The sequence below is a fragment of the Flavobacterium collinsii genome (assembly GCF_946903285.1).
Taxonomy (GTDB): domain Bacteria; phylum Bacteroidota; class Bacteroidia; order Flavobacteriales; family Flavobacteriaceae; genus Flavobacterium; species Flavobacterium collinsii.
In genome coordinates this window covers 5256535-5280004 of the sequence record NZ_OX336425.1, presented here as the reverse complement: position 1 = coordinate 5280004, position 23470 = coordinate 5256535, and the positions used below count along the sequence as shown (strand labels likewise).

Here is a 23470-nt window from a genome sequence, read left to right as displayed (position 1 = left end):
AAATAAAAGTCATTGGCTAAAGGAATCAAAATAATCTGCTAAATCTGTTGAATCTGCATGAAAAAAAATAAACACATAGAAACATAGATTTTTAAACTCGAAATCAGAGTGTTTTTAGAAAATAGCATTTTTTCGCATGGCCCTTTGTGTTTAATTGTTTATTGGTAATTTAACCCTAAATTTAAAGAAAAAGCAAACATCCTTTCTGTTTTTAATTCTTGTCGTATTTGGCTACATCCGGTAATTCATCAACAGCTTCCTGTTTGTCCACTTTAGTACCTTTCATTTCCAGCAATAGAGAACTTCCTTCAATTTTAGGTGAAAATGTTTTACCTTCAAATTTAATGGGTAAACTTCCGTAGCTAAATAATGATTTCACAGTTTTTCCGATAACTTGTAAGGCAGCTGTTTTTTCGCCGTCTAATTGTACCAGAATGTCCCAGTCCCCAACCTGAAAATGGGATAAACCGTTGTTGTCTGATCCTGTTTTAATGACTTCAGTTTTGCCGTCTTTTACTTGTATAATGGTCAGGTATCTGAATTTTTGTTTGGCTTCAGAAGTGATTCCCGCATGCCATTGGTTTTTAAAGTCTTTGATTTCACCTTCGTCATTGGTTACTTTATTCCAGTTGACAGCCGCTTCGTAAAATTTATTGTGTACCGTCATTTTTAGTGGACTGTTTGCAAAAATACTGGCGTTTACATTTCCTAAATCGGTTTGCACCGTGAAATTTTGCTGTTTGGCATTCGCTGAATTTTGTCCTTCAATGGTATAGTACGGACAATGAAACTGAGTGGTCCATTTTACAGGATTTTTGGCTTCCAATTCGTCATACAAAACAATATAGCCGCCTTCTAGCTGTAGCATATGTCTGCGGTATAGGGTTACACCGGATTCTCCGTAACCATTTGCTTTTCCGGGTACTACATTAATTTGTTTAAACCTGTTGAGCCAGAAATCACTTTTAATGTCGCCATAAGCATTGCTGGCATCTCCTAGAGCGTACTGGATGTGTTGTCCTGAGATAGCTCTCGGAATCCATCCGTAACCTTCTTCTCCAATTTTTTGATTCAGACTGTCGGCTAAAATCGTGTTATAAGCTTTGGAGGATCTGTAATGTAAAAGATTGTGTTTGTCGCTGAAATTACTGTAATATCCTGTTCCGCCAAAGAGCACTTTTCCTTTATAATTAATCGTAAAAGCATTTTGCGAAGCGTGACCGTGTCCCGAAGAACCAAACGGGCTGCTGAACAAATAACTGCTGAGAGTTTTATTGGCTTTTGCCGGATCTTCGTGCATGGCTACAACGCCCACATCGGCAAATTTGCGTGTTTTAGGCAGTTTTTCGGGAGAGGTTGCAGGTAAGTCTCTATTTGGTTTGTAATTCAGTAACCTGAAGAATAAAAAATCATCGGTGCCGTGATAGTAGGCCGGATAATCTCTTTTTATTTCGTCAACATACCAGTTTAGATATGGATTATTCATTCGATAAGTCAAAGCATCGGCAAACCAGGCTTCACCTTTTACAATGTACGGAATGTTTTCCCACATGTCGCCAATAGCAGTGCTTGCCGCACCGTTTGGATGTGTGTATAGCATGTAGTAGGGAAGATTTTGCATCCACGGTAATTTAAAATAATCAACACCACTAAAGTCACCAAACATTTGAGACAGGTAAATAATCGATTTAAAGTTCACTCTGAAATAACCGTTTCCTTCATGCCAGCCACCATCGGTAGTACCCAATACAGGAAAACGTGCCGACCAGACTTCGTACATATAGGTGAGCCATTCTTTGGCTTCGGGTACATCGTTTATTACCGCTACTGTCGCTATGGCAAGGTTGCGTAATGTGATTTGCCAAACGTGATTGTCGCTCACATGCAGCTCAAAACGATTTGGTAAATGATCGTAAACTCTTTTGGCTCTGAGCGTAATAATGTTTTTAAAGATTTCTTTTTCCTGCGGCGTTAAAAAATCATAACCGGTATCGTAAAACCAGCCCAGGGCTTCCAGTACGGCACCACTTGTGAAATCGTCACCTGTTGCTAAGCCGTCAGGGTTCATGTTGGCAAGGTTTAAGGCTCTGCGTTTGGCATCTAAAATGAAACGTTTGTCTTTGGTGAGCTGATAGGCGATACATAAATTACGAACCGGATTTCCAACAGCATCCCCAAATCCGTGATACATTCTTTCTACAATAATTTTCTTTTCCAACGGATTTTTGCCCGTAGTATCAATTACTCTTTGCGGTTTTTCTGTTGGAAGAGGGGCCAGCATTAATTTTTCTGCGAAAGCAATAAATTTTTTAGCTTCGGGATTGTCCAGATTGTTGCGGTAAAAAGTCTCGCCAATGCGGTTCATATCCCATAAAAGAGGGTGAGCTCCTTCGTTTCTTTTAAGGACTTCGTTAATGGGAGGAGATACTTTTTGTGCAGCATATTTGGGATCGATCACAAAATCGTAAGCAGGAGACCAGCTCCATTCATTGCTCCCTTTTAAGGCATAACCGTATTTCCAATACCATTTTCCGGCTTTTAGAGTCTGATGCAACGGATAAACCGCCCAACGTTGTTCGGCACTGGTGAACTGGTTTTTAGTGAAGTTTTTATCGCTTGCCAGCATCACTTTGTAGCGGACGTTACCAATATTTGGATCTTCGGGAATATCACTTCCACTTTCCATTGGTGTTACCATTTTTTTTCCATTGGTTCCTGGCCAGAGCAGGGCCGGAGCATTGGTGGGTACCGTAATTCCGTTTACAGGATAAGGCCATTCACGTACTCTTGAATGTAATTTTTCGGCAGTGAGCTTAATTTCGGCAGGTTGTTGCGCAAATAATTTGCTACTTAGAATCAGTAAGATTGAAAAACTTATTTTTTTTATCATAGTAATCATTACTTATTTTTTAAATCATATTTTGCAACATCCGGTAACTCGTCGATTACTTCTTGTCGTGTTGGTTTAGTATTGGTTATCTCAACTAGCATTGAGCTTCCGCTGGTTTGATGCTCATACGTTTTCTTTCCTAATTTAATGGAAGAAGTACCATAATTAAAAGCCGAATTTAATTTTTCATTTTTAATGTCCAGCATCGGGGCTTCATCACTATTTAATTGTGCAGACAGTTGCCAATTGCCAAAATTCAGCTGAATGTTTCCATTCTCGAATACAGCAGATTTTATAACATCTCTAGACTTACCATCGATTTGTATGATGGTCAGAAAGCGCATTTTTTTACTGGATACAGAAGTTATTCCGGCATGCCACTGATTTTTATATTCGAAAATTTTTCCATCTGATCCAGTGACTTTGTTCCAGTTTACGGCAGCTTCGGCAAATTTATCATGCACCTGCATTTTAAGTTCATTATGGGCAAAAACACTTGTATTGACTAAACCTACATCTGTTTTTACTGTAAAACTCTGCTGTCTACTGTTGGCTGTTTCTTTTGATTCGATTGTGTAATAAGGCACCTGGAATTGGGTAGTCCATTTTACCGGGTTTTCAGCTTCCAGTTCGTCGTAAATCACAACATAACCTTCTTCTAATTGCAAATAATGTCTGCGATAAAGTGTAATATTTCGTTGTCCGTATCCATTTGCTTCATTTGGTACGACATTAATTTTTTGAAAACGATCCAGCCAAAATTCATTAGTGATAGGACCGTAAGCTTTTGTAGCGTCACCCAACACATATTGAATGTGTTTTCCTGTGATAAAACGAGGAGTCCAGCCATAGCCGTCTTCGCCAATTTTTTGTCCCAGACTATCTGCCAAAATAGTTGAATAGGCTCTTGAAGTGCGATAGTCTAGTAGGTTGTGACGATCACTAAAATTACTGTAATAGCCGGTGCTTCCAAAAATTGTTTTGCCTTTATAGTTAATAGTAAATGCATTCTGTGAAGCATGACCGTGACCAGAAGAACCTATTGGACAGCTAAAGAAATAACTGCTTAAATTTTTAGAAGTATCAGATAAATTTTCATGCATAGCAGCGATGCCTACGTCTTTAAACCAACGTGATTTCGGAAGTTCATTAAATGACGATTCAGGGAGATTTCGTTCTGATTTATAGTTTATTAATCGATAAAGCAATAAATCATCTGTTCCTGTAAAGTAGTTAGGATAATCTTTTTTAATTGCCGCGACATAAGTATTAAGAAAAGGGTTGTTTATTCTATACGTAAGAGCATCAGCAAACGAAGCGTCTATTTTAGAAATATTAGGTTCTTTTTCCCACATGTCGCCCATAGCCATACATGATGCAGCAGATGGATGTGTGTATAGCAGAAAATAGGGAAGGTTTTGCATCCAGGGAAGTTGAAAATAATCTACACCGCTCAAATCGCCTAATAATTGAGATAAATAAATAAACGATCTAAAGTTTACTTTAAAATAGCCACTGCCTTCATGCCATCCGCCGTCATTATTACTTAAAATAGGGTATCGGGCAGACCAGACTTCATAAATATAAGTCAGCCATTTATTGGCTTCGGGCACTTCGTCAACGGTTGCTACGGCGCCTATTGCCAGATTTCGTAATGTAATCTGCCAAATGTGATTGTCGTTTATGTTGATTTCGAAGCGATTTGGAAGATGACGATAAATTCGCTCGCCGCGTAGTTTGATAACAGATTTTAAAAATGTTTTTTCGTCAGAGCTTAGAAATTCAAAACCAGCATCATAAAACCATGCAACAGCTTCTAGTATTGCTCCTCCTGTAAAATCATCACGGGTTGCTAAACCGTCGGGATTCATGTTGGCAATATTGAAGGCTCTGCGTTTAGCATCCAAAATGAATCTTTTGTCTTTGGTTAACTGATACGCAATACAAAGGTTACGTACAGGATTACCCACCATATCTCCAAAGCCGTGATACATGGCCTCAATATTGATTTTTTTCTGAAGTTCAGATTTGCCAGTTGTATCGATGTAACGTCTTGGTTTTTCTTCGGGAAGCGGCTCCAGCATTAATTTTTCAGCAAAGGCTATAAATTTTTTAGCTTCAGGATTAGATAGGTTTTTTAAGTAAAAATCGTTACCTATTTTATTCATATTCCAAAGCCTCGGATGCTGTCCGTTTACACGCTGTAAAACCGTAGCAGCTGATGGTGAAACGGGATTGTTTACAGCTGCTGGACTAACAACAAAGTTGTATGCAGGTGACCAAACCCAGTTTTGTGCGCTTTTTTCGCGATAAGCATATTTCCAATACCATTTACCAGATTTTAAAGGCTGATGAAGTGGATACATTGCCCATTCCTGCTCTTCGCTACTGATTAAGTTTTGTTTAAAATCAGGATCAGAAGCCAGCATTACTTTATAAACCACATGGTGAATTTTTGGATCGATCGTAAAATCGTCTCCAATATCTCCTTGCAGCATAATTTTTTTCTCGCCATTTGTTCCCGGCCAAAGCAAAGCAGGTGCATTTGTATTGATAGTTACTCCATTCGCAGGATAAGGCCATTCTCTAAATCGGCCATGCAGTGTTTCGGCTGTTAATTTAATGGTCGCTGGCTGTTGACCATATATTTGAAATGTGATTACAAAAAGTAATAACATAAATGTTTTTTTATGCAACATAATCTTGTTTTTGGTTTACAACCCAGATTGAAAAGTATCTCCGTTTTCTTTACACCATTGTTTTAAATAACGACGCATTTCATTCAGCTGTTTTTTATAAGCTGAATTAACGGCTAGGTTTGTAATTTCTCCTGGATCATTGGTTAGATTGAATAGTTGTTCTTTTAAATCGCCTTTATTGTAAACGATATACTTAAAATCTTTAGAAATTACAGCGCGTCCGCTAATATTTAAGAGCTCTTCGTTATCGGCAAAATCGGTTTCGATAACCAGAGTATCCCGTAGGATTTGGGTTGGATTGACTATTTTTTTACTGATGTCAATTCCTTTTAAATAGGCTGGTTTTGGTACTCCGGTGAAGCCGCAAATGGTTGGGATAATGTCGATACCGTTACAAACCAGAAGATCATCGGTACGGGGTTTCCATTCGCCTATTTTCGAAATGATAAAAGGTATTTTAGCAGATTCTTCGTAAAGTATTTGTTTCTGATTCCAACTGTGGCCGGCATATCCGTCGCCATGATCTGCCGTAAAAATGATAATCGTGTTTTTTTCGATGTTGTATTTTTTCAAAGAGGCGAGTACCATTTCAATGTAACCGTCTACTTTTTCAACTAAACGATTGTAGGCCCAACGGTACTGACGCCATTGATCTGCACTCCAGTTTACAGTAGGATAGGTTCTAAAACTGACTTTTTGCTGCTCGCGGACAATTTTAGGTTCATAGTCTGGGATTTTCCAGTTGGCGGGTAAAGGCGGACACTGAGCTGGCGGAGGTGCTTTTTCTAATACATCCATTTTTAAATCTTCGTCTCTGGCCCATTCGCAAATGTCATGCGGATTTAAAAAAGAAGCAACTAAAAGAAAAGGAGTGTTTTTGTTTTCTTTAATGAAGCGGGCACAAAAGGAAGGTGTCGCCGCATCGTTGTAATCCTGAAAATTGGTGTTTTCGATATATTCAAAACCATGCTGGCTTTTTTTGGCAGTGGGAACCGGAAGGTGCCATTTGCCTACATAACCGGTTTTGTATCCTCCGTTTTGGAAAATTTTTCCCATCATTAGTAAATCGTCCGGCCATTGACCGTCTTTTTCAGGAGCGTTGCCCACAAAGCCGGTTTCAAAAGGCATTTTCCCGCTCATGATGGCCGTGCGCGAAGGGGAACATAAAGGCTGAGCGCAATAGGCTTTGGTGAAACGGACTCCGTTTTGAGCGAGTTTGTCCATTGCTGGGGTATGGAGATCTTTGTTTCCTGCAATACTCATCGCATCGGCAGTTTGCTGATCGGTCATTATAATTAAAATATTAGGACGATCGCTGGTTTGAGCCCTGCTCACAGATGAAGCAGTGACCCAGGCTGCCATAGATAACAGTACTATTGTTTTTTTAAATATCATAATGCTCTGGTTTATTTAATAGCTGTTTTTTGTATGATTTAAAATCCACGGAAGGATAAAACGAATTTAGGTATCCTTGGTTTATGATCGTTTTGATTTTGTACAAAATGATATTAATTTTAATTAAAATCAAGGGATACAAGGCATTTTACAATGACTTTGCACTTTAGTTTTATATTCCGCTTTTGAAAATATTTTTCAGTTGGGTCGTTTTATTAGTAATGATAGGTTTTGCACGGTACGCTAGAAATAAAATATAACCCAGCGTGACAAAAAGAAAAGACATGGCATAACGCAGTCCGATACAATCACCAAGAGTACCAATAATAAGAGGCACCAGTGCACCGCCAAAAATACCGGAACACAGAATTCCGGAAAATGAACCATGATGCTTATGGGTAGAATTTAGTGCCAGCGAAAATACAATTGAAAACATAACTGAAATGGTAAAACCTAAAGTGATAAATGCGGCAACGGCCAGTTTTGTATTGCCATACAATGCGGCAATTAAGACTATCATGGAGAAAATACTGGCTGTTTTTAAAACTATTTTAGAATCCCATAGTTTTAAAACAGCAAGTCCAAGCAAACAACCAAAAGTCATGGCTCCCCAAAACCAAGCAACAGCACTTGCACCTCCGGTAGCAGGATCAACCCCATGATAGCTTCTTAAAAATTCAGACATCCAGTTAGCCAATGATTGCTCGGTACCTACATAAGCGATAATTCCTAAAAAGAAAAGCCAGATTTCTCGTTTCTTTAGTAAATCTATATATACTTGAAAAGTTCCGGTTTTTTCATCATCATTGCGTTTTACAATTGGTATTTTCAGCGGTGCGATTACCAAAAGAATTATGATAAAAATCAAAGTAAACAACCAGTATAAGATCGTCCAGTTGAGATCATTTTGAACAAGATTGTCAGAAATAAAAGTCAGAAAAGCACTGTTTTGATGCAAGAGAGAGGTAAAGACAAACGGACTGATAAAAGAAGCTAATCCAAATGTTAGCTGTGCCATAACGGAGTAAAAAGCAAAGTTCTCTTCGCCACCTGCCGTGCGCATTAGCGGGTTAATAATAACCTGCAACATAGCCATGCCTAATCCAATTACAAATAAAGAGCTTAATGCAGTGCTATAAAGAGGATGTATAGCAAAGGCCAGTGAACCTGCCAGATTTAAAGAAAAAGCAAGCAGCATTGCCTTTTTTTCTCCCATTTTTTCTATTAGTATTCCGGCCGGAATCGACATAATTCCGTAAGCCAAAAAGAACGAGAATGGTAAAAAAGCAGCCATTGTCAGGCTCAGTTTGTACGTTTGGATAATTATAGGCATTAATGGACCTAAAATGTTGGTTACAAAAGAGATTACGAACCAAATTATGAGAATCATTACCACCAGAAAATTATTTCGTTTCATAATGCTGTATTTTAAGTTTCTGAAAAACATTTGCACTGCAGCCCAACATACCTGCGTTATTTCCTAATTCGGCCGAAACAATCTGTGTGTGAACCGAGGCAGCCGGAATTGATAAGGATTTTACTCGTTGTCTTAATTCATCGATATAAAAGGTGCCCGCTTCACTGATTCCTCCGCCTATAATTACTTTTTGCGGACTGCAGATGTTTATAAAACTAACGATGCCTGCAGCTAAATAATCAAAGTGACGTTCCATGGCACAAACGGCATGTTCTTCTCCAATATGATATTTTTCGATAATATATCGGCCATCAATTTCTTTGAAAGAAAGTTTATTTTTAGATGTATAATCTTCAATTAAAGCACTAACAGATGCATAAGCTTCCAGACAGCCACGTCCGCCGCAATTGCAGGCCAGACCATTTTGCTGTATTATGATATGTCCAAGTTCACCTCCGCGATTGTTGAAGCCGCCGTAAAGTTTTTTATTGATCATAATCGCTCCGCCTATACCTGTACCTACGGTTAGGAAAACAGCATCGGTACAATCTTTTGCGGCACCATAGGTTAGTTCCCCAAGTCCCATTAAGTTGGCGTCGTTATCTATAACGATAGGATGACCGGTTAGTTCTTTTAAAATATTGGCCAATGGTAGTTTTTGGAAACCGGGTAAATTATCTGCACCGCCAATGATTACACCATTTTCGACAAGACCCGGAAAACCAATGCCTACACCAGTAATTGGTTTTTTTACTTGCAAGGTGCATTGCCTGATTGCGTCTGCAATTAGCTGTATAATTTCTTCCTGTGTTCCGGCATTTTGTATGGGAACTAAAAAGGAGTGCAAAATTTTTCCTTTTTCATCGACAAGACCGCATTTAAGTGAAGTACCGCCAACATCGATTCCAACTGCATAAGATGATGGCAGTTCGGCATTATATAAGTTTATCATAATTGTAATTTTAATTATCCTCTTAAAGCGTTTGTTTTAACATCTAAGGATAAATTTGCACGCAACGTTTTAAGTAACATGAAATCAAAAATGAGGTTTTCAATTCAGACGAAACAATTAATGCAGAACGAGGTCCTGCATTAATGTTTTAAAAAGTTTTTTTACGAAGGGAATATGAATTCCTTCTCGTGTAATGAATTGTAAATATTTAACGGTTTAATATTTAGGGTTTTGTCGTGTAATATTTTTATTTACATCGGTTTCATTTTGTGGATAAGGATAGAGTTCATGTTTTCCTGTTACAAAGTTTCCTACGGAAGGATAGAAATAATTGGAGCGAATAAGTTTCACCGCATTAGCGGTCTCTGTTATTTTATCTCCTAAAATTCCCCATCTAATCAGATCGGCTCTTCTCATTCCTTCAAAAGAAAGTTCCCAGGCTCTTTCCTGCTGTACAGCTTTGAGAAAACTATTTTTATCAAGACCTTTTGGTAAGTTTATCTCATCAGTTGTTGGTTTTGGTAAAATTCGGGCTGTAGCCGTTGCACCGGAACCTTTTCCGTCGACAGTTGTAATGGTTACATTCGGCACAGAAGTATAGCCGTCTCCGGTACGCAGCATTGCAATCGTACCGATTGCTCCGCTTGCCAGTGTTACAACAGCCGCAGAAGCATCAGAACCGCCACCGCCTGTAATTTGGATTAGTACATTTGGAGCAGAGCTATATCCGCTACCTTTTGTTTTTAAGTCAATAGCAATACGGCTTCCTTGAATATCGGCACCAAAACCTCTTCTTCGGACCTGATTAATAGCATCGTAGGCAATAGCATTTGGCCCATCATTTAGCTCGTTTTCCACTTCGGCGCACATTAGTAGCAAATCAGAGTAGCGCATAATAACATGGTTAATGTGGCTGTATGCTTTTTCCTGAACTGAATTGGTTTGAAATTCACGGCTCCATTTTCCAACTGTCCAGCTTTCGTCTTGTCTTGTTGTTAAAAGTGGGACTTTATTTCCAAGTGCATTAAGGGTATACATGGCAATCGAGAAATCTCTTCTTTGGTCAGCGGCATTAAATCCATTATAAAAGGGTTTTGGAACAACACATCTTGAATTGGTTGGAGAGTAAAATCCATTTGCAGTTGTTACACCATTAAAATTACCAATGTTAGAGGAGTTTTCTCTATATCCCGCAGGATTGTAAAAGGCAACTTGAAAAATGTTTTCAGTAGGTTCTAAAATATGCTGACACTGGTTTTTAAATACCTTTGCATAAGACGGATTTAACTTATACTGATTTTGTGCTAATACTTCATTGATTTGTTGTTGTGCCAGTTTATAATAGTCTTTATAGTTGGCAGGTCGACTCATAGTTCCGTCAGCACCTAAGGAGTATCCGCCGGCAAACATGGCAACTCTGGCCAGCATGGCTTTGGCAGCCCATTTGTTGACACGTTCGTCTGTAGGGATTTGCTCCGGCAATAAAAGGGCAGCTTCCTGCATGTCCTTGATAATCTGAGTGTAGATTTCTTTTCGGTCTACCAGAGCACCTTTTAAATCATCACCAGCTTGTGAGCTTTTTGTTTTAAAGGGAACATCGCCCCATAAACGAACTAACTCTGAATAGTAAAAGCCGCGCAAAAATTTAGCTTCGCCAATAAATTTGTTTAATTCATCTTTCTGGTTTTGTGTTCCTTCAGTGTACAAAGTCATTTTAGGGATTCTTTCAATGGCAACATTGGCTCTGTCGATACCTTCATACAATTTACTCCAAACTGCATAAAAAACGTTTGTCTGCGAAATACCTTGATAATGCGGTATCATACGCCAATCATCGGCACTTAAACCGTTGATTTGCTGAATGTCTGTGTCAGTATCAAAAAGTATAGGGATATTCCAGCCATAGCTGTCAAAAGACGACATCGCTTCATAAACTCCCAGTACCGCCATATTGGCTTCGTTTGAAGTTTTAAAGAAATTAGCTGTTGTAAAATAAGAATAAGGCGTTACCTCTAATTCTTTTTCACACGAATTAAGCGGCAGTAAAAGAAAAGATACACTCGCTGCTATAATTGCTCCAGAGGAAAATATTTTGTTTTTCATTTTTTCTAATCTTTAAATTATAATGATATATTTAAACCGGTAATAAAGGATTTGCTTCTTGGATAAGCACTAAAGTCTACTCCTCTGGTTATAGCATTATTGAGTACACTCACTTCCGGGTCATATCCTGAATATTTGGTAAATACATATAAATTATAAGCGGTAAAATAAATTCTCAGGTTTGAGATGTGCGATTTTTTCAACCATGCTTTAGGCAGTGTATAACCTAAACTTACATTGTTGATTCTTAAAAAGGAACCGTCCTCAATAATACTGCTGTACAAACGGCCTGTAGTATTACCGTTAAAAGCAGGGTTTGTTTTACCAACATTTAAAGCAGCCAATTCATTAGGATCAGTTACACGTTGTCCGGCAGCATTAATAGTCGTCCATCTGTCGGCGTAGATAGCAAGTGTATTTAGATTGTCTAAATTAAGTCTGGAATTGTTAAGTACATTGGCATTATAAATATCGTTGCCCACTGTAAAATCTAAAAAGACACTTAAGTCAATCCCTTTGTAGCTGAAAGTATTGTTTAAACCTCCTGTATATTTTGGATTCGCATCTCCTATGGCAGTTCTGTCAAGATCATTGATAACACCGTCTGGTGTGCCATTTGGACCGCTGATGTCTTTAAATTTAATGAAACCAGGCTGTACGGCAAGATTATCACTTACAACACCGGCTTTTAAAGCATAAGTGCCGGCCGTTGCGTTGTAATCAAAATCATTTACCTGATACAAACCATCGTTTATATACCCATACATTACTCCAACAGGCTGCCCCACTTTTAGGATATAGTCATTTTTATCGGTATAACTATTTGTAATCAGTGAGGTTTCACCTTCACTTAAACTGAGCACTTTTGTTTTGTTAAAGGCAATATTAAAAGTTGTATTCCAGCTAAAATTGTTGCTTTTAACATTAATAGTATTCAGGGTAAACTCTATACCACGGTTTGAAGTTGCGCCAATGTTCTGGAATTGTTTTTTAAATCCGGAACTTGCAGGAACCCGGGTGTTGTAAAGTAAATCTTTAGAGCGATTTTCATACAACTCTGTAGTAAGAGAAATACGTTGCTTAAAGAATCCTAAATCCAAACCTATATTGGTCGATTTAGTAGATTCCCATTTCAAATACGGATTTGGAAGATTACTTTGAAAAGCGGTGATATTTACCTGATTATTTAAAGGATATGATCCTGAATTGAAAATACCTAAAGCGGCATAATTTGCAATTCTGTTATTTCCGGCTTCTCCATAACTTAAACGGAATTTTAAATCAGAAAATGCAGGAATGTTTTTCATGAAATCTTCTTCAATAACTCTCCAGGCGGCAGAAACCGAAGGGAAAACTCCCCATTGATTTTCAGTTCCGAATTTAGAAGAACCATCTGCACGAATACTGGCAGATAGTAAGTATCTGCTTTTGAAGGAGTAATCGGTTTTCCCGAAAAAGGATAATAGTTTATCGTCTTCAGCAAATGAAGTTGGGATTGCTGCAATTGTTCCCAGCTGTAATTTGTCCCATCCTAAATTTACATCAGGAAATGCTGATGCTGCCGCTGTAATTCCTTCTGAATAATTATAAATATACTCCTGGCCGGCAGTAACACTAAGTTTATGTTTTTTACTGAATGTATTATTGTAAGTTAATACGTTGTTGTAATTTAAACGAGTTGAAAGATTATGTGTAATACCTCCATTTGCCCCGCCGGATCTAATGGCCTGAATTCCATCGGCACCATTAAAATACTTGCTCTTATTGCTGTTGTCTGTATAACTGATTAATCCACTGTAAACGAGTTTAGGGGTAAGGTAATAGGACAGTTGCAAGTTCATGTTTAGAGAACGGTTTACTGCTTCTCTTTTTTGGCTCTCAATCGTAATAAGCGGACTTTGTAAGGCTGGCGAAGCTTGATTGTCTAACGGATCTACCAGCAAATATTTAAGGTCATCATCCGTACCATTTTTTCCAATCGTAGGGCGATACTGTAATAGCGTTTGCAGCATACTTAATCGGGCATTTCCGCCATCACCTGTAGACAATCCTGTAATTTTTTGATTGGAATAATTGACAATAGCATTAACTGTAAATCTTTTGCTTATGGCTTGTGTTACCTGCAATTTTGCAATGTTTTTTACCGATTCACTGCCTAACATTATACCCTGATCGTTGTTCACGGAGTAAAAAGCATTGTATTTGGTATCATTTTCACCACCGCTAATCCCTATTTTATGATATTGATTGACAACAGTATTTCCAAAAACTTCATCCTGCCAGTTAATACCTGGTCTGTTTTTGTAAAGCCCTTCCATTTCCTCATAGGTACCAAAAGTGCTTAGATATTTTTGCATTCTGGTATCGTCTGTGGCGCTTTCATAAACAAGTTGTGTGTATTGGTACGGATTCAATACCGGTAATGTTTTTGCAATAGTTTTTATTCCTGCATAGGTATCATAGCTTAATTTTAGTTTCCCGCCCGGAGATTTTTTCGTAGTTACTAAAATTACTCCATTGGCACCTTGTGCACCATAAATTGAAGTAGAGGAGGCATCCTTTAATACATCGATAGATTCGATATCCATTGGGTCTAAAAAGGCAAGACCGCCAGTTTGTGCAACTCCATCCACTACATATAGGGGTTCATTGCTCTGCGTGATCGAAGTACCTCCTCTAATTCGTAAGGTAGGTTGTGCCCCGGGAGTTCCGTCTGGCATCGTGATCTGCAATCCGGCAATACGACCTTGCATTGCTTGTGCAACATCTTGTACCGGAATTTTTGCTATTTCGGTTCCTTTTACTGAGGATATTGCGCCAGTAAGATTTTTTCGTGTTTTGGTTCCGTAACCTACTACGACTACCTCATCCAGATTATTGGCGTCATCGAGTAATTTAGTATTGATAAGTGTTCTGCTTTTAACAGCTTCTTCTTTAGATTTAGTTCCTATGAACGAAAATACTAAAACAGCATTTGATTTTACCTTAATTTGATAATCACCGTCCATAGCAGTAACAGTGGCATTTTTGGTTCCTTTTTCAGAAACAGTTGCTCCTGGCAGAGGCATATTCTGAGCATCGGTTACCACACCTTTTACGGTAATAATATCCTGCCCATACATCACTTTGCAGGTGGTAAGCAGCAAAAATAAAAATAGTGTCCTTTTCATAATTTTTTTTAAACTGGAATAAGGGTAACCTTACTTCCTAAATTGATGTTATATAAGTTGATATCTGGTCTTGCTGCATAATTAGAAGTTACTCTTCTGAATCATTTATCTTCTTAATTATTGCTTGACCCAAATTCCGAATTACTGTTGTAATAAGTTTGAGATCGACTGCCGTTTGAGACTATTGTTTAACCAATCGCTTTTTTGTTTTAATGAGCGAAAATTATAACAATTTATTAACTGGTGAAATTCGCAGAGGAATTTTCCGCCTGACAATTAAAAATAGATTTTGTAGCTGCTGGTTCATTTTTTTGGAATTGGTCATGTTTTTTTTGATTTAATAAAAACAAATATATAAATCGACTATAGAGGACAGTTTTGAAAATGTCCAAATTGCTATTGATTTTGATTAATTGGGCTTTTAAAAATCTTTAAAAACCTTATATAATCAAGGTTTTGTGGCATTTTTGAGATTCTGTTTTCGGTAGGAGGGTGCTGTTTTTATTGAGCTGTTCTGAAATAATTTGTGTTGGGAAAAAGTTAAATTAAATGTCATAGGTGGTCAACGAAAACGATGTAATTTTTACAGAATATAGGAGGAAAGGAAAGTAATTTGTTTTTTCTTTTTCAGATAAAACTGATAAAAGTGTTGTGGGTTTTTATTTTTTTACGATAGATGGAACAATATATTTACAATAATACCGAAAAGAAACGCGCGGATTGTTTTTTTATATGGGTCATTCCTGCGGAATTCAAATGTCGGGGACGAAATTTTTGTAGGGATGGATTAAAATCCATCCCTACAAAATTGACCGAGCCAAAGGCTCTTTTTCGGTAGTTCCGAAGGAACGAATAATATTATGCAACGGATTTTAATCCGTTGCATAAAAAATAAACATAAAGCCCTATAGGGACTTCATATTTGTAGAAAAAACGGTATCCACCACATTAGAACCCCATCGGGGTGGTACATTATATTGGATGAAATAATAAGGAAGATTCCATAAATAAAGGTATTCGAAAGGAATTATCCGGTGATCACAAAAAAAGGCGTCTAAATTTAGACGCCTTTACAAAGTATACTATTCTCAAGAAAAATTACATTTCCTTAGTCATTCAGATTTGCTTTTACTTCACTTTTTTTGCCATTAATTTGTAAACTCACATCAAGGATTCCTTTTTCGAAATCATTAGCTTTATTCATCTTTATACTAATCTCCGGCGCTTTATTTCCATCATACGGATAAACTACCGTAATAAAACTTTGTGTTGCAGCATTGGTTTTCGGCTTTTCGAAAACAAAAGCGGGGCGTGTGATTTCTTTAGCATACTGATAAGAAACTTTGCCATCTTCTTCATTTAATGTTACTTTATCGGTATTCAGAGATTGTATCAAAAGATTGTTACCATCCTCGTAAGTGGTCGTAACGCTATTGTTTGTTTTATTGAAAACGGGTTTGCTGTCTTCTTTTAATTGAAAATGAACACCTAAGTTTCCGGTAGCTTTTCCAATTGCTTTGTCAAGAATTAAAAAGTATTTCTCATCTATAAAAAGAACCGTACGCTGGTGGTTTAAGTCAGTATAACTTGGATTGGTATACGTCAATTGGTCTAAATTTTTAGCAGTACTCCATTTGTTTTCTTTGGCTTTGGTAATAACCATATTCTGATTGTCAAGAGTCAATGTGCTGTGTACTTTGGTTTGACGATACCAGTTTCTCATTTTGGTTACCTCAGCATCACCACTATAAATGTAGCAGCCTGTATCTGGAGTAAAATTGCGCCCGTTTACCCATAGTTCAAATGTACCGTTGTCCGGTTGTGCGTGGAATTCGGCCGGAGGGCCCGCCTTAACAATCATGACCGTTGATTTATCATTCCATCCGTTTCTAAAAGTATAAAAACCTCCATCTGATAAGGCATGAGATTTATAATTAGGTAACTGTCCTTCGGCACCAGCTGTTCCCAAATACTTGAAGAATGCGTTTTCCGGAAAAATCTTTGACCAGCTTAGAAATTGTTTTATTCTGCCATTTTTATCAAAAGTCCACGAATCACCAAACATAGGCGTACTGTAATCCGGAAAGGAGATATTGGCCGTTGCGACAATCATTTTCTCGATAGTTTTGCTGTAGGTTTCAGGAAATTCTTTTGCGACACCCGCCATTTTAGCCGAGTTGTAAGCTTTTAAAAAGATCTCGATACAGGCAACATGATAAATGGGTGAAAGTTCCCATTGTACACCGTCAGGAAGTACCTGTAATTTTATTTCGCGATTTAATATTTCGATACCACTTTTGCGCCATTCTTCTGCAAGTTTGAGTTCAGGAAAAAAAGCTCCTGCACTTAGTATACGCTGTGCTTCAAATAACAAGTGGTTGCCTTCTTTACTGTAATTTTTAGGAATATAGGCAGTTTGTTTGGAGAAGCTGTTTAGGAATTCCATTAAGAAGGCCGGTGTAAAATTTGGAGAAACTACAAATAAATTGAAGGTTCCCGGAAGGCTCTGTATGCGCTCTGAGACTTCTAACGGACGCCAGGCAAATCGATCATTTTCTTTCGAACGCCCTAAAGGGTTTTTTTTCTCCCAATCGCGAAATTGAAAGACCCATTCTTTGGCATATTTCTCATCTCCACTGCTTCTGTATGCCATTCCCATGGGCTGCCACCAGGTTACACGATGCAGCTGCCAGCGCACTTCATTGTCTTTTACCGGCCAGTAATCCCAGTTAATATCTGTTCCGTAATCAAAATAGCCATAGCCTTTGTGAGGTTGGAATTGATGCAATAAAGCATTATCGGCTTTTAACTGATTGGCTTTTCCGATATCTTTTCCTCTAAATCGGGTTTCATCGCCCACATTAAAATCAGGGTTTTTAATGTTTCTTCGCTCGCGGTAATAATTGAGCAATGCTCTGGCAGCTTCATCATATTTACCGGAATTAAAAAGCTGATTTACATTCTCCAAACCGGGATAGTGAAGGTTGACAACATCAAAACTTTCTTTAGTCAACTGTTTTTCCTGTGCATGGGTAAAATAAGCGGTGGTAAATAGCAGCAATATAGTTATCGTTTTTTTTAGGTTTTTCATTAGTATGTAGTTATTGTTTTTTTAAATTTAGTTGAGCGCTTATCGTTTTATTAATTTAACAGTTTTCTTTTGTTTACCCTGACGTATTTCGGCAAAGTATATTCCGGGACTCCAGTCACTGCCTACGACAATAGTTTGTCCATAGTTTGATTTTAGGGTGTTGACACGTTTTCCTAAAGTGTCGAACACATTTACAAAAATAGTCTGTCCGGGCTCAGTTATAACATTGATTTTAAAATCGGATTGGGAAGGGTTGGGAGCAACAATTACGGTTAAATCTCTAGAAGCTTGCCCCGCCGGATCATGGATGCCCAATGTGGATGATTTCACGAGTTCGGTTTGAATTGTAAGTCCGTTAATGGTAGCAAAAGTAACTTCTGTATTAGCACCATTGATAGTGGTGGTTATATTTGAAGCTGGTGTGGCCAATTCCCACTGGCCGGCAAGAGTTAATTTTACAGGATCTGTTTGTGCTACTCTGTTTAAAATGGAGTTCTGGCTGCTAATCTGGCTCCAGGTGTAGGTTTCATTGGAAGCCAAAAGCCCTAAGTTTGGATTGGTAAGGCTAACTTTTAATTTGTTCCCATTGTCTGTTTTTTGAGTCATCACAGTAGCCGGTTTGTTTACACTTACTACTGCATCATAAGTAAATACAATATTCGGAGTAAAAATAACATAACCAAATATGCCGTCCGGGAGGTATTGCACAATATGTGCCTGACTGTTTTGATGGTAAATTTTAAAGTAGGAAGCAAAATTAGCAGCGAGTTGTTGTGTAGCGGTTTGTCCGCCCTGTAGTACAACCGCGTATTGAAATTTAGCCGAAACCGGCGCAGCACCATGATTGATAAAGGCTGTGGTAAAATTACCGGAAGTATTAGCGGTATTGCTGTTGTTGCGGGAGTTTTGCTCCAATCGGTTAATGGTGATCGCATCGGTATTACTTGAATTGCCCGGAACAACATACCCATTGCCCACGGCATCTGTCGCCCAAAAAGCTCCTGTTTGGGTAAGTGTATAAGTATTGCCTGTAGTGGCCGTACCGTTTACATAAGTTGCTGTTGCTGTATTGGCAAGTGCTGTTTGAAACAGAGTAGTATGAATAGGGTAGGTTCCGTTGGTATCCCTAATATTAGAACCCAGACAGAGAATCATATTTTTAAAGAAAAAGTTAGACTTCAAAGCCGTCATTCCGGTAGCCGAATTATAATCTTTGTAATCCATACCAAAAACACCATTATGATCTAAAGAGCCTACTGCCAGAAATGATTTTCCGTTCATCTCTCTCATATTACCCGTTTCAAGGATGTTTAATGGAAGATAAGCAACCGTTGTTCCCGGAAGATGTGACCAATCCCAGCCATTTTCGGAATAACCGTTTGAGATTCGGGTCACTGGAACTCCGGTGGTCAGTAAATCCATAGCGCCTGCGGAGGTATATCTTCCAAAAACGTTCTCTGTGGCCGAGTCTTCGAAATGCCAGATGTGCTTACTTGTTCCTTTGATGCTTGCCTGATAACCGTTGTATTTGTGAACGCTCAAACCGGCAAAAGGAAAATTAAATTGCCCTTGAGTTATTTCAGGAAGCGGACTAATTCCCGCATTTAAAGTTTGTAGTAAATCCATTAAACTGCCAGGCGTGTGAACCAGTGTTATCGATAAGGCGTTTTGTCTCAGTAATGCTGTGTTGGCAGTTGCAGAGAGTCCCCAGAGTCTGACAAATTCTCTTCCCGCTTCCAGATTTGCCACAGGATCGGCTACATATAAAAAAGCCAGGGCAGGTCTCAAATCGTTTAGTGCGTCAGTGTTGGTAGGAAATCTTCCGGCTAGACCTAAAGGAATTTCAAAACCTTTACTGAATTTACTGTAGGTTAAAATGGCATTTTTGAGATTGCTTTGTGCTTCGCTATTTAATTCATAAGAAGTATTTTTCAGCATCATATTCATAATCGAAGATTGCTGCAGCGCTTCTACTCCGTAAGAGTTCGAGTAAGCACCTCGGTGATGATAAGTAATAAAATCAGGTTTAATACAATCGTTCCAGCCGTTGCTTATTTTGAGTGCGTTATCGATAAATCGTTTCAGGAAATCCATGTCGGTCACTTTTGTGCCTGAAGCATCGTCCTGAGCGAGTACATAACAAAATCGTTGCTGAATGGAAGAACGGATAACGTCAGAATTGAAACCGGGATTAGTAAAATTGAAATTCGGATAGTCCGGGGAAATAAAAGCGGTTAAGGTTTTAAGTGCCCCCAAATGATGTGTAAATTCTCCGGCAGCGACCAATTCGTCTTTCATCAAAAAAACGGAAGTTGCATATCCTGAGGAGCGCAAACATATCCCGTGACCGCTGGTAATGACTTCTTCGGTGGCGGGAATAGAGAGATAAGCAAAATCAGTAGTGCTGCTGATGCCTTTTGCTTTCATATAATTGAAAAGTGCCAAAATTGAATCTCGTAATGCAGTGCTGTGGTAATCAGGATTAGGACTGCTGGCCGACCCTTTTAACTGATACAAAAAGACTAAGCGGATTAGCTTTTGTTCCACCAAAACCTGATAGGCTGTCTGATCGGCACTAATCGTAAAATTCCATGCCGGGCCAGGATTAGCAAAGTTATATGCCGAGAGGTTTTTGGCGGCTATGCCATTGCTTAGAAAACGGCTGTATCTTTCGTTGACCTCTGTTTTAGAGTAATCGAGATTCTCCCCTGTGAGCCAGTTTCGATATTTGACGGCGATCTCGTTTACAACATTCAGCTGGGCGTACGAGAAGTTAAAAAATAAGGCGATTAGCCCGATGGATAAAAGTACTTTTTTGTGCATAAGATTGGTTATTAATAGATTAGTGGTTAGTAATTTATTGTATTCTTAGCAACTAACCCGCAAAACTTCCGACGGTTAGAATCGGAGGTTTTGCGGGCTTGTAGTGAAGTTATTTGGTTAGGAATTACGCTAAGAAAATACTGCCACGAGTATTTTTCGGCAAACTGTTAATTGTTCGGGCGCGTATTTTTTTGTAATTTCTAAAGTAAAGAACTTCCTGTTTTATTTCTTTTCGCAGACAGCATATTGCATAAACTGTTTACTTTTAGATTTCTATTTTTTTAAGAGATGCGTATCTTTTCAAAGCTTCTAGATAATAGTAATCGGCATAATCAAGAGGTGTGTCAATTTCTGAATTGTATAAAAAGGCACCTACGCTGTGTTTCAGTAAAAAATAATTGTTTTCACCCGGTTTTGCGAGGTAAGCATCAGAAGATAAGGATTTTAAGATTTCTTCGGCATAGTTGGCGTATTTTTTTCCATCCTTAACCTGAGTACTCAAATCAAGCAATGCTGAAGCGATTACGGCTGCTGCCGAAGCGTCTCTGGGAGCAAGCTCAGCAGTGTCCAGTGCGTTGTGTACGTCAAAATCCCAAACCGGTATTTTGTCCTTTGGCATACGCGGATGATTCATAAGGAAAGCGGCAATATTTTCGGCTTGTTGTAAAAATTTCGGGTTTTTGGTATTAGCATAACACATCGTATATCCGTACAATCCCCAAGCCTGACCTCGTGCCCAAGCCGAATCATCAGTAACGCCCTGATGTGTTCCTTTACGCAATACCTTACCTGTTTTCGGATCATAATCAACCAAATGGTAAGAGCTGAAATCTTTTCTAAAATGGTTTTTTATGGTGGTAAGCGCGTGAGTATTGGCTGCGGTGGCGTATTCCGGTTTGTTAAAGGTGCTGGCACTCCAATACAAATATTCAAGGTTCATCATATTATCGATAATCACAGGGTAATGCAACCACTCGAAATCCCAGGAACGAATGGCTCCTACTGTGGGACTAAAACGGGCATAAAGATTTGCCGCGCCGTCAGCCAGTGCCGGAAGGTAAGTCTTGTCTCCGGTAATTCTGTAAGCATTTCCATAAGAACAGTACAGCATAAAACCTACATCATGTGTGTTTTTTATATTTCGGATGGAATCTAAAGCAAGCGTAAACTTTTGAGCCTCTTCAGCCAAAACTTTATCTCCGGTGAGTTCGTAGCCGTACCACAAACTTCCGGGAAAAAAACCGGTAGTCCAGTCTGTTAAACCGGCTAATCTCACAGTTCCGTCGGGATTTACAGAACGCGGATTTTTTCCCGGTTTGTAAGTCTGTGTCGCTTTGTTTAATTGGAAGCGAATGGTTTCGGTTGTTTTTTTAAACCAAACCAAAGAAGGATCTTCTTGTTTGAGATTTGCAAACGAGTTTATGGTAATAGCAGAGATTGCTACTAATAGGCTAAGTTTTTTTTTCATTGTTTACTCTTTTAGATTTATAATCTGTTTGTTCTAATGCTTTGATGAAGCGAAGTTAGATTTGAGATTCAAAATCGTCTTTCAGTTTTTATCATAAAACTTTCAAATTTGTGTAAACGGCCTGTTTTTATAGAATTAATGAAGGTTTCGAGCAGCTCAGTTTAGGAGACTGAGTAAAAATGTCATTTTGAATTTTGTGAAAGCCATAAAAAATAAGTTTATAGGTGCTGAAGTAATAGCCACAGATTAGAGGATTAAAATGATTAGCAAAAATCTGCTAACCCGGGGAATAGCGAACAGGTGGAGCAATCTGCGTGAAAAAATGATTCAACACATAGAAACATAGTTTTTTAAAGCTTAAAAAGAATGTCAAAAAGAAATACATTTCTTTCACATAGAGCTATGTCTTTTATTAAAAGTGAAACGTCTTATTTTAAGTTACATGATCTATGTTTCTATGTGTTAGAACAATTATCACAAAAAAAGAAGGAGTAACAAATAATTTAGCACAACAGGTTACCTAATGGATTAATTACATAATTTTGAAAAGATCTAACTAACACTATCGATTCCTTTGAGTAAAAATGCGATTCCAACTTTGTCTGTTTTAAATATACTTGGCGAGCAAACGTTTGGTATCACCCTATTTCGGCATAGTGTAAAAGGGCGTAACGAATTCGAGCAGCCTCATAAACACGATTTCTACCTTGTTTTTATAGTAGAGAACGGCTCCGGATTTCATAGTGTAGATTTTAAACAAACGAAGGTAGCCGATTATCAGATTCATTTTGTTGGGGCCGGACAGGTTCATAATTGGTCGCTTGATGTCAATACGAATGGTTTCCAGCTGATGATTTCGCCTGCGATTATGACCGTTTTTTCTAATTTGTCGCAGCTACCTTTTTTCGGACAGAGTTCACCCTTCTGTCTTTCCTTGGATAAGAATGGATTTCAGATAATCAAAAGTCAGCTGGAAGAAATCGAATCAGATTTGCTTAAAGATGATTTATTGACCAAAGAAATAGTGCTGTTGAGATTGCATCTGCTGTTTAAAGTATTGCAAAAAGAATACGTTTTGCAATTTCCCGATCATGATGTTGCGGCCAAATCAGAAAAAATTATAAAAAAGTTCAAGACACTGATTGAAGATCACTTTACAACAGAATTCTCCGTGAATTTTTACGCCGGAGAGTTGAATGTGACCTCTAATTATCTGAATATTCTCTCCCAAAAATTCCTGAACAAATCGGCTGGTGATGTTATTAAAGAAAGAACCATTCTCGAAGCCAAGCGATTACTAATCAGTACTGACTTATCAGTTAAAGAAACTGCTTACCAGTTGGGGTTTAATGATAATGGCTACTTCGCCAAAGTATTCAAAAAATATACAGGTAAAACTCCAACCGATTTTAAAGAAAATTATAATCTGTACCATTCTTATCATTAATCTTCCTGTTTTAGT

General features: G+C 38.3%; 11 protein-coding genes. 1 reads left to right on the top strand and 10 read right to left on the bottom strand.

Annotated features, from left to right (window positions below; translation table 11 throughout):
- Positions 1–211 precede the first annotated feature (211 nt).
- From OGZ34_RS21085 to OGZ34_RS21040, 10 genes are all read right to left on the bottom strand, one after another.
- On the bottom strand, positions 212–2899 hold the full coding sequence (locus tag OGZ34_RS21085) for a DUF4962 domain-containing protein (RefSeq protein ID WP_263361635.1): 2688 nt from the start codon (positions 2897–2899) through the stop codon (positions 212–214).
- On the bottom strand, positions 2899–5568 hold the full coding sequence (locus OGZ34_RS21080; RefSeq protein ID WP_263361634.1) for a DUF4962 domain-containing protein: 2670 nt from the start codon (positions 5566–5568) through the stop codon (positions 2899–2901). The genes OGZ34_RS21085 and OGZ34_RS21080 overlap by 1 nt, the downstream gene beginning before the upstream one ends.
- 36 nt (positions 5569–5604) lie before the next feature.
- The gene (locus OGZ34_RS21075) at positions 5605–6984 is read right to left on the bottom strand and encodes a sulfatase family protein (protein WP_246253235.1); all 1380 of its coding nucleotides are present in this window, start codon (positions 6982–6984) and stop codon (positions 5605–5607) included.
- A gap of 172 nt (positions 6985–7156) precedes the next feature.
- The gene (locus OGZ34_RS21070; RefSeq protein WP_263361633.1) at positions 7157–8401 is read right to left on the bottom strand and encodes an MFS transporter; all 1245 of its coding nucleotides are present in this window, start codon (positions 8399–8401) and stop codon (positions 7157–7159) included.
- Complete coding sequence (locus OGZ34_RS21065) at positions 8388–9353, bottom strand: ROK family protein (protein ID WP_263361632.1); 966 nt, start codon at positions 9351–9353, stop codon at positions 8388–8390. The genes OGZ34_RS21070 and OGZ34_RS21065 overlap by 14 nt, the downstream gene beginning before the upstream one ends.
- Before the next feature lie 216 nt (positions 9354–9569).
- The gene (locus tag OGZ34_RS21060; RefSeq protein ID WP_173966455.1) at positions 9570–11456 is read right to left on the bottom strand and encodes a RagB/SusD family nutrient uptake outer membrane protein; all 1887 of its coding nucleotides are present in this window, start codon (positions 11454–11456) and stop codon (positions 9570–9572) included.
- A 17-nt stretch (positions 11457–11473) separates the two neighbouring features.
- Entirely contained in the window at positions 11474–14626 is a 3153-nt protein-coding gene (locus OGZ34_RS21055; RefSeq protein WP_263361631.1) for a SusC/RagA family TonB-linked outer membrane protein, read from the bottom strand.
- A 1108-nt stretch (positions 14627–15734) separates the two neighbouring features.
- Positions 15735–17717 (bottom strand): heparin-sulfate lyase HepC, encoded by a 1983-nt coding sequence (gene hepC, locus OGZ34_RS21050; protein WP_263361630.1) that lies wholly within the window; start codon positions 17715–17717, stop codon positions 15735–15737.
- A gap of 39 nt (positions 17718–17756) precedes the next feature.
- Positions 17757–20540, bottom strand: a complete 2784-nt coding sequence (locus OGZ34_RS21045; protein ID WP_263361629.1) for a chondroitinase family polysaccharide lyase — start codon at positions 20538–20540, stop codon at positions 17757–17759.
- Positions 20541–20805: 265 nt separating this feature from the next.
- Positions 20806–22008, bottom strand: coding sequence for a glycoside hydrolase family 88 protein (locus OGZ34_RS21040; RefSeq protein ID WP_263361628.1), 1203 nt, complete (start codon positions 22006–22008; stop codon positions 20806–20808).
- Between the two features lie 574 nt (positions 22009–22582).
- Here OGZ34_RS21040 and OGZ34_RS21035 point away from each other — a divergent pair.
- Positions 22583–23455: a helix-turn-helix domain-containing protein gene (locus tag OGZ34_RS21035; RefSeq protein ID WP_263361627.1), complete on the top strand. Its 873-nt coding sequence runs from the start codon at positions 22583–22585 to the stop codon at positions 23453–23455.
- Positions 23456–23470: the final 15 nt, after the last annotated feature.

Bases quoted from the DNA above. Each gene is read 5' to 3' on its own strand.
- OGZ34_RS21085 (WP_263361635.1), bottom strand. From the start codon at position 2,899: ATGATTACTATGATAAAAAAAATAAGTTTTTCAATCTTACTGATTCTA.
- hepC (WP_263361630.1), bottom strand. From the start codon at position 17,717: ATGAAAAACCTAAAAAAAACGATAACTATATTGCTGCTATTTACCACC.
- OGZ34_RS21065 (WP_263361632.1), bottom strand. From the start codon at position 9,353: ATGATAAACTTATATAATGCCGAACTGCCATCATCTTATGCAGTTGGA.
- OGZ34_RS21075 (WP_246253235.1), bottom strand. From the start codon at position 6,984: ATGATATTTAAAAAAACAATAGTACTGTTATCTATGGCAGCCTGGGTC.
- OGZ34_RS21070 (WP_263361633.1), bottom strand. From the start codon at position 8,401: ATGAAACGAAATAATTTTCTGGTGGTAATGATTCTCATAATTTGGTTC.
- OGZ34_RS21055 (WP_263361631.1), bottom strand. From the start codon at position 14,626: ATGAAAAGGACACTATTTTTATTTTTGCTGCTTACCACCTGCAAAGTG.
- OGZ34_RS21045 (WP_263361629.1), bottom strand. From the start codon at position 20,540: ATGCACAAAAAAGTACTTTTATCCATCGGGCTAATCGCCTTATTTTTT.
- OGZ34_RS21080 (WP_263361634.1), bottom strand. From the start codon at position 5,568: ATGTTATTACTTTTTGTAATCACATTTCAAATATATGGTCAACAGCCA.
- OGZ34_RS21040 (WP_263361628.1), bottom strand. From the start codon at position 22,008: ATGAAAAAAAAACTTAGCCTATTAGTAGCAATCTCTGCTATTACCATA.
- OGZ34_RS21060 (WP_173966455.1), bottom strand. From the start codon at position 11,456: ATGAAAAACAAAATATTTTCCTCTGGAGCAATTATAGCAGCGAGTGTA.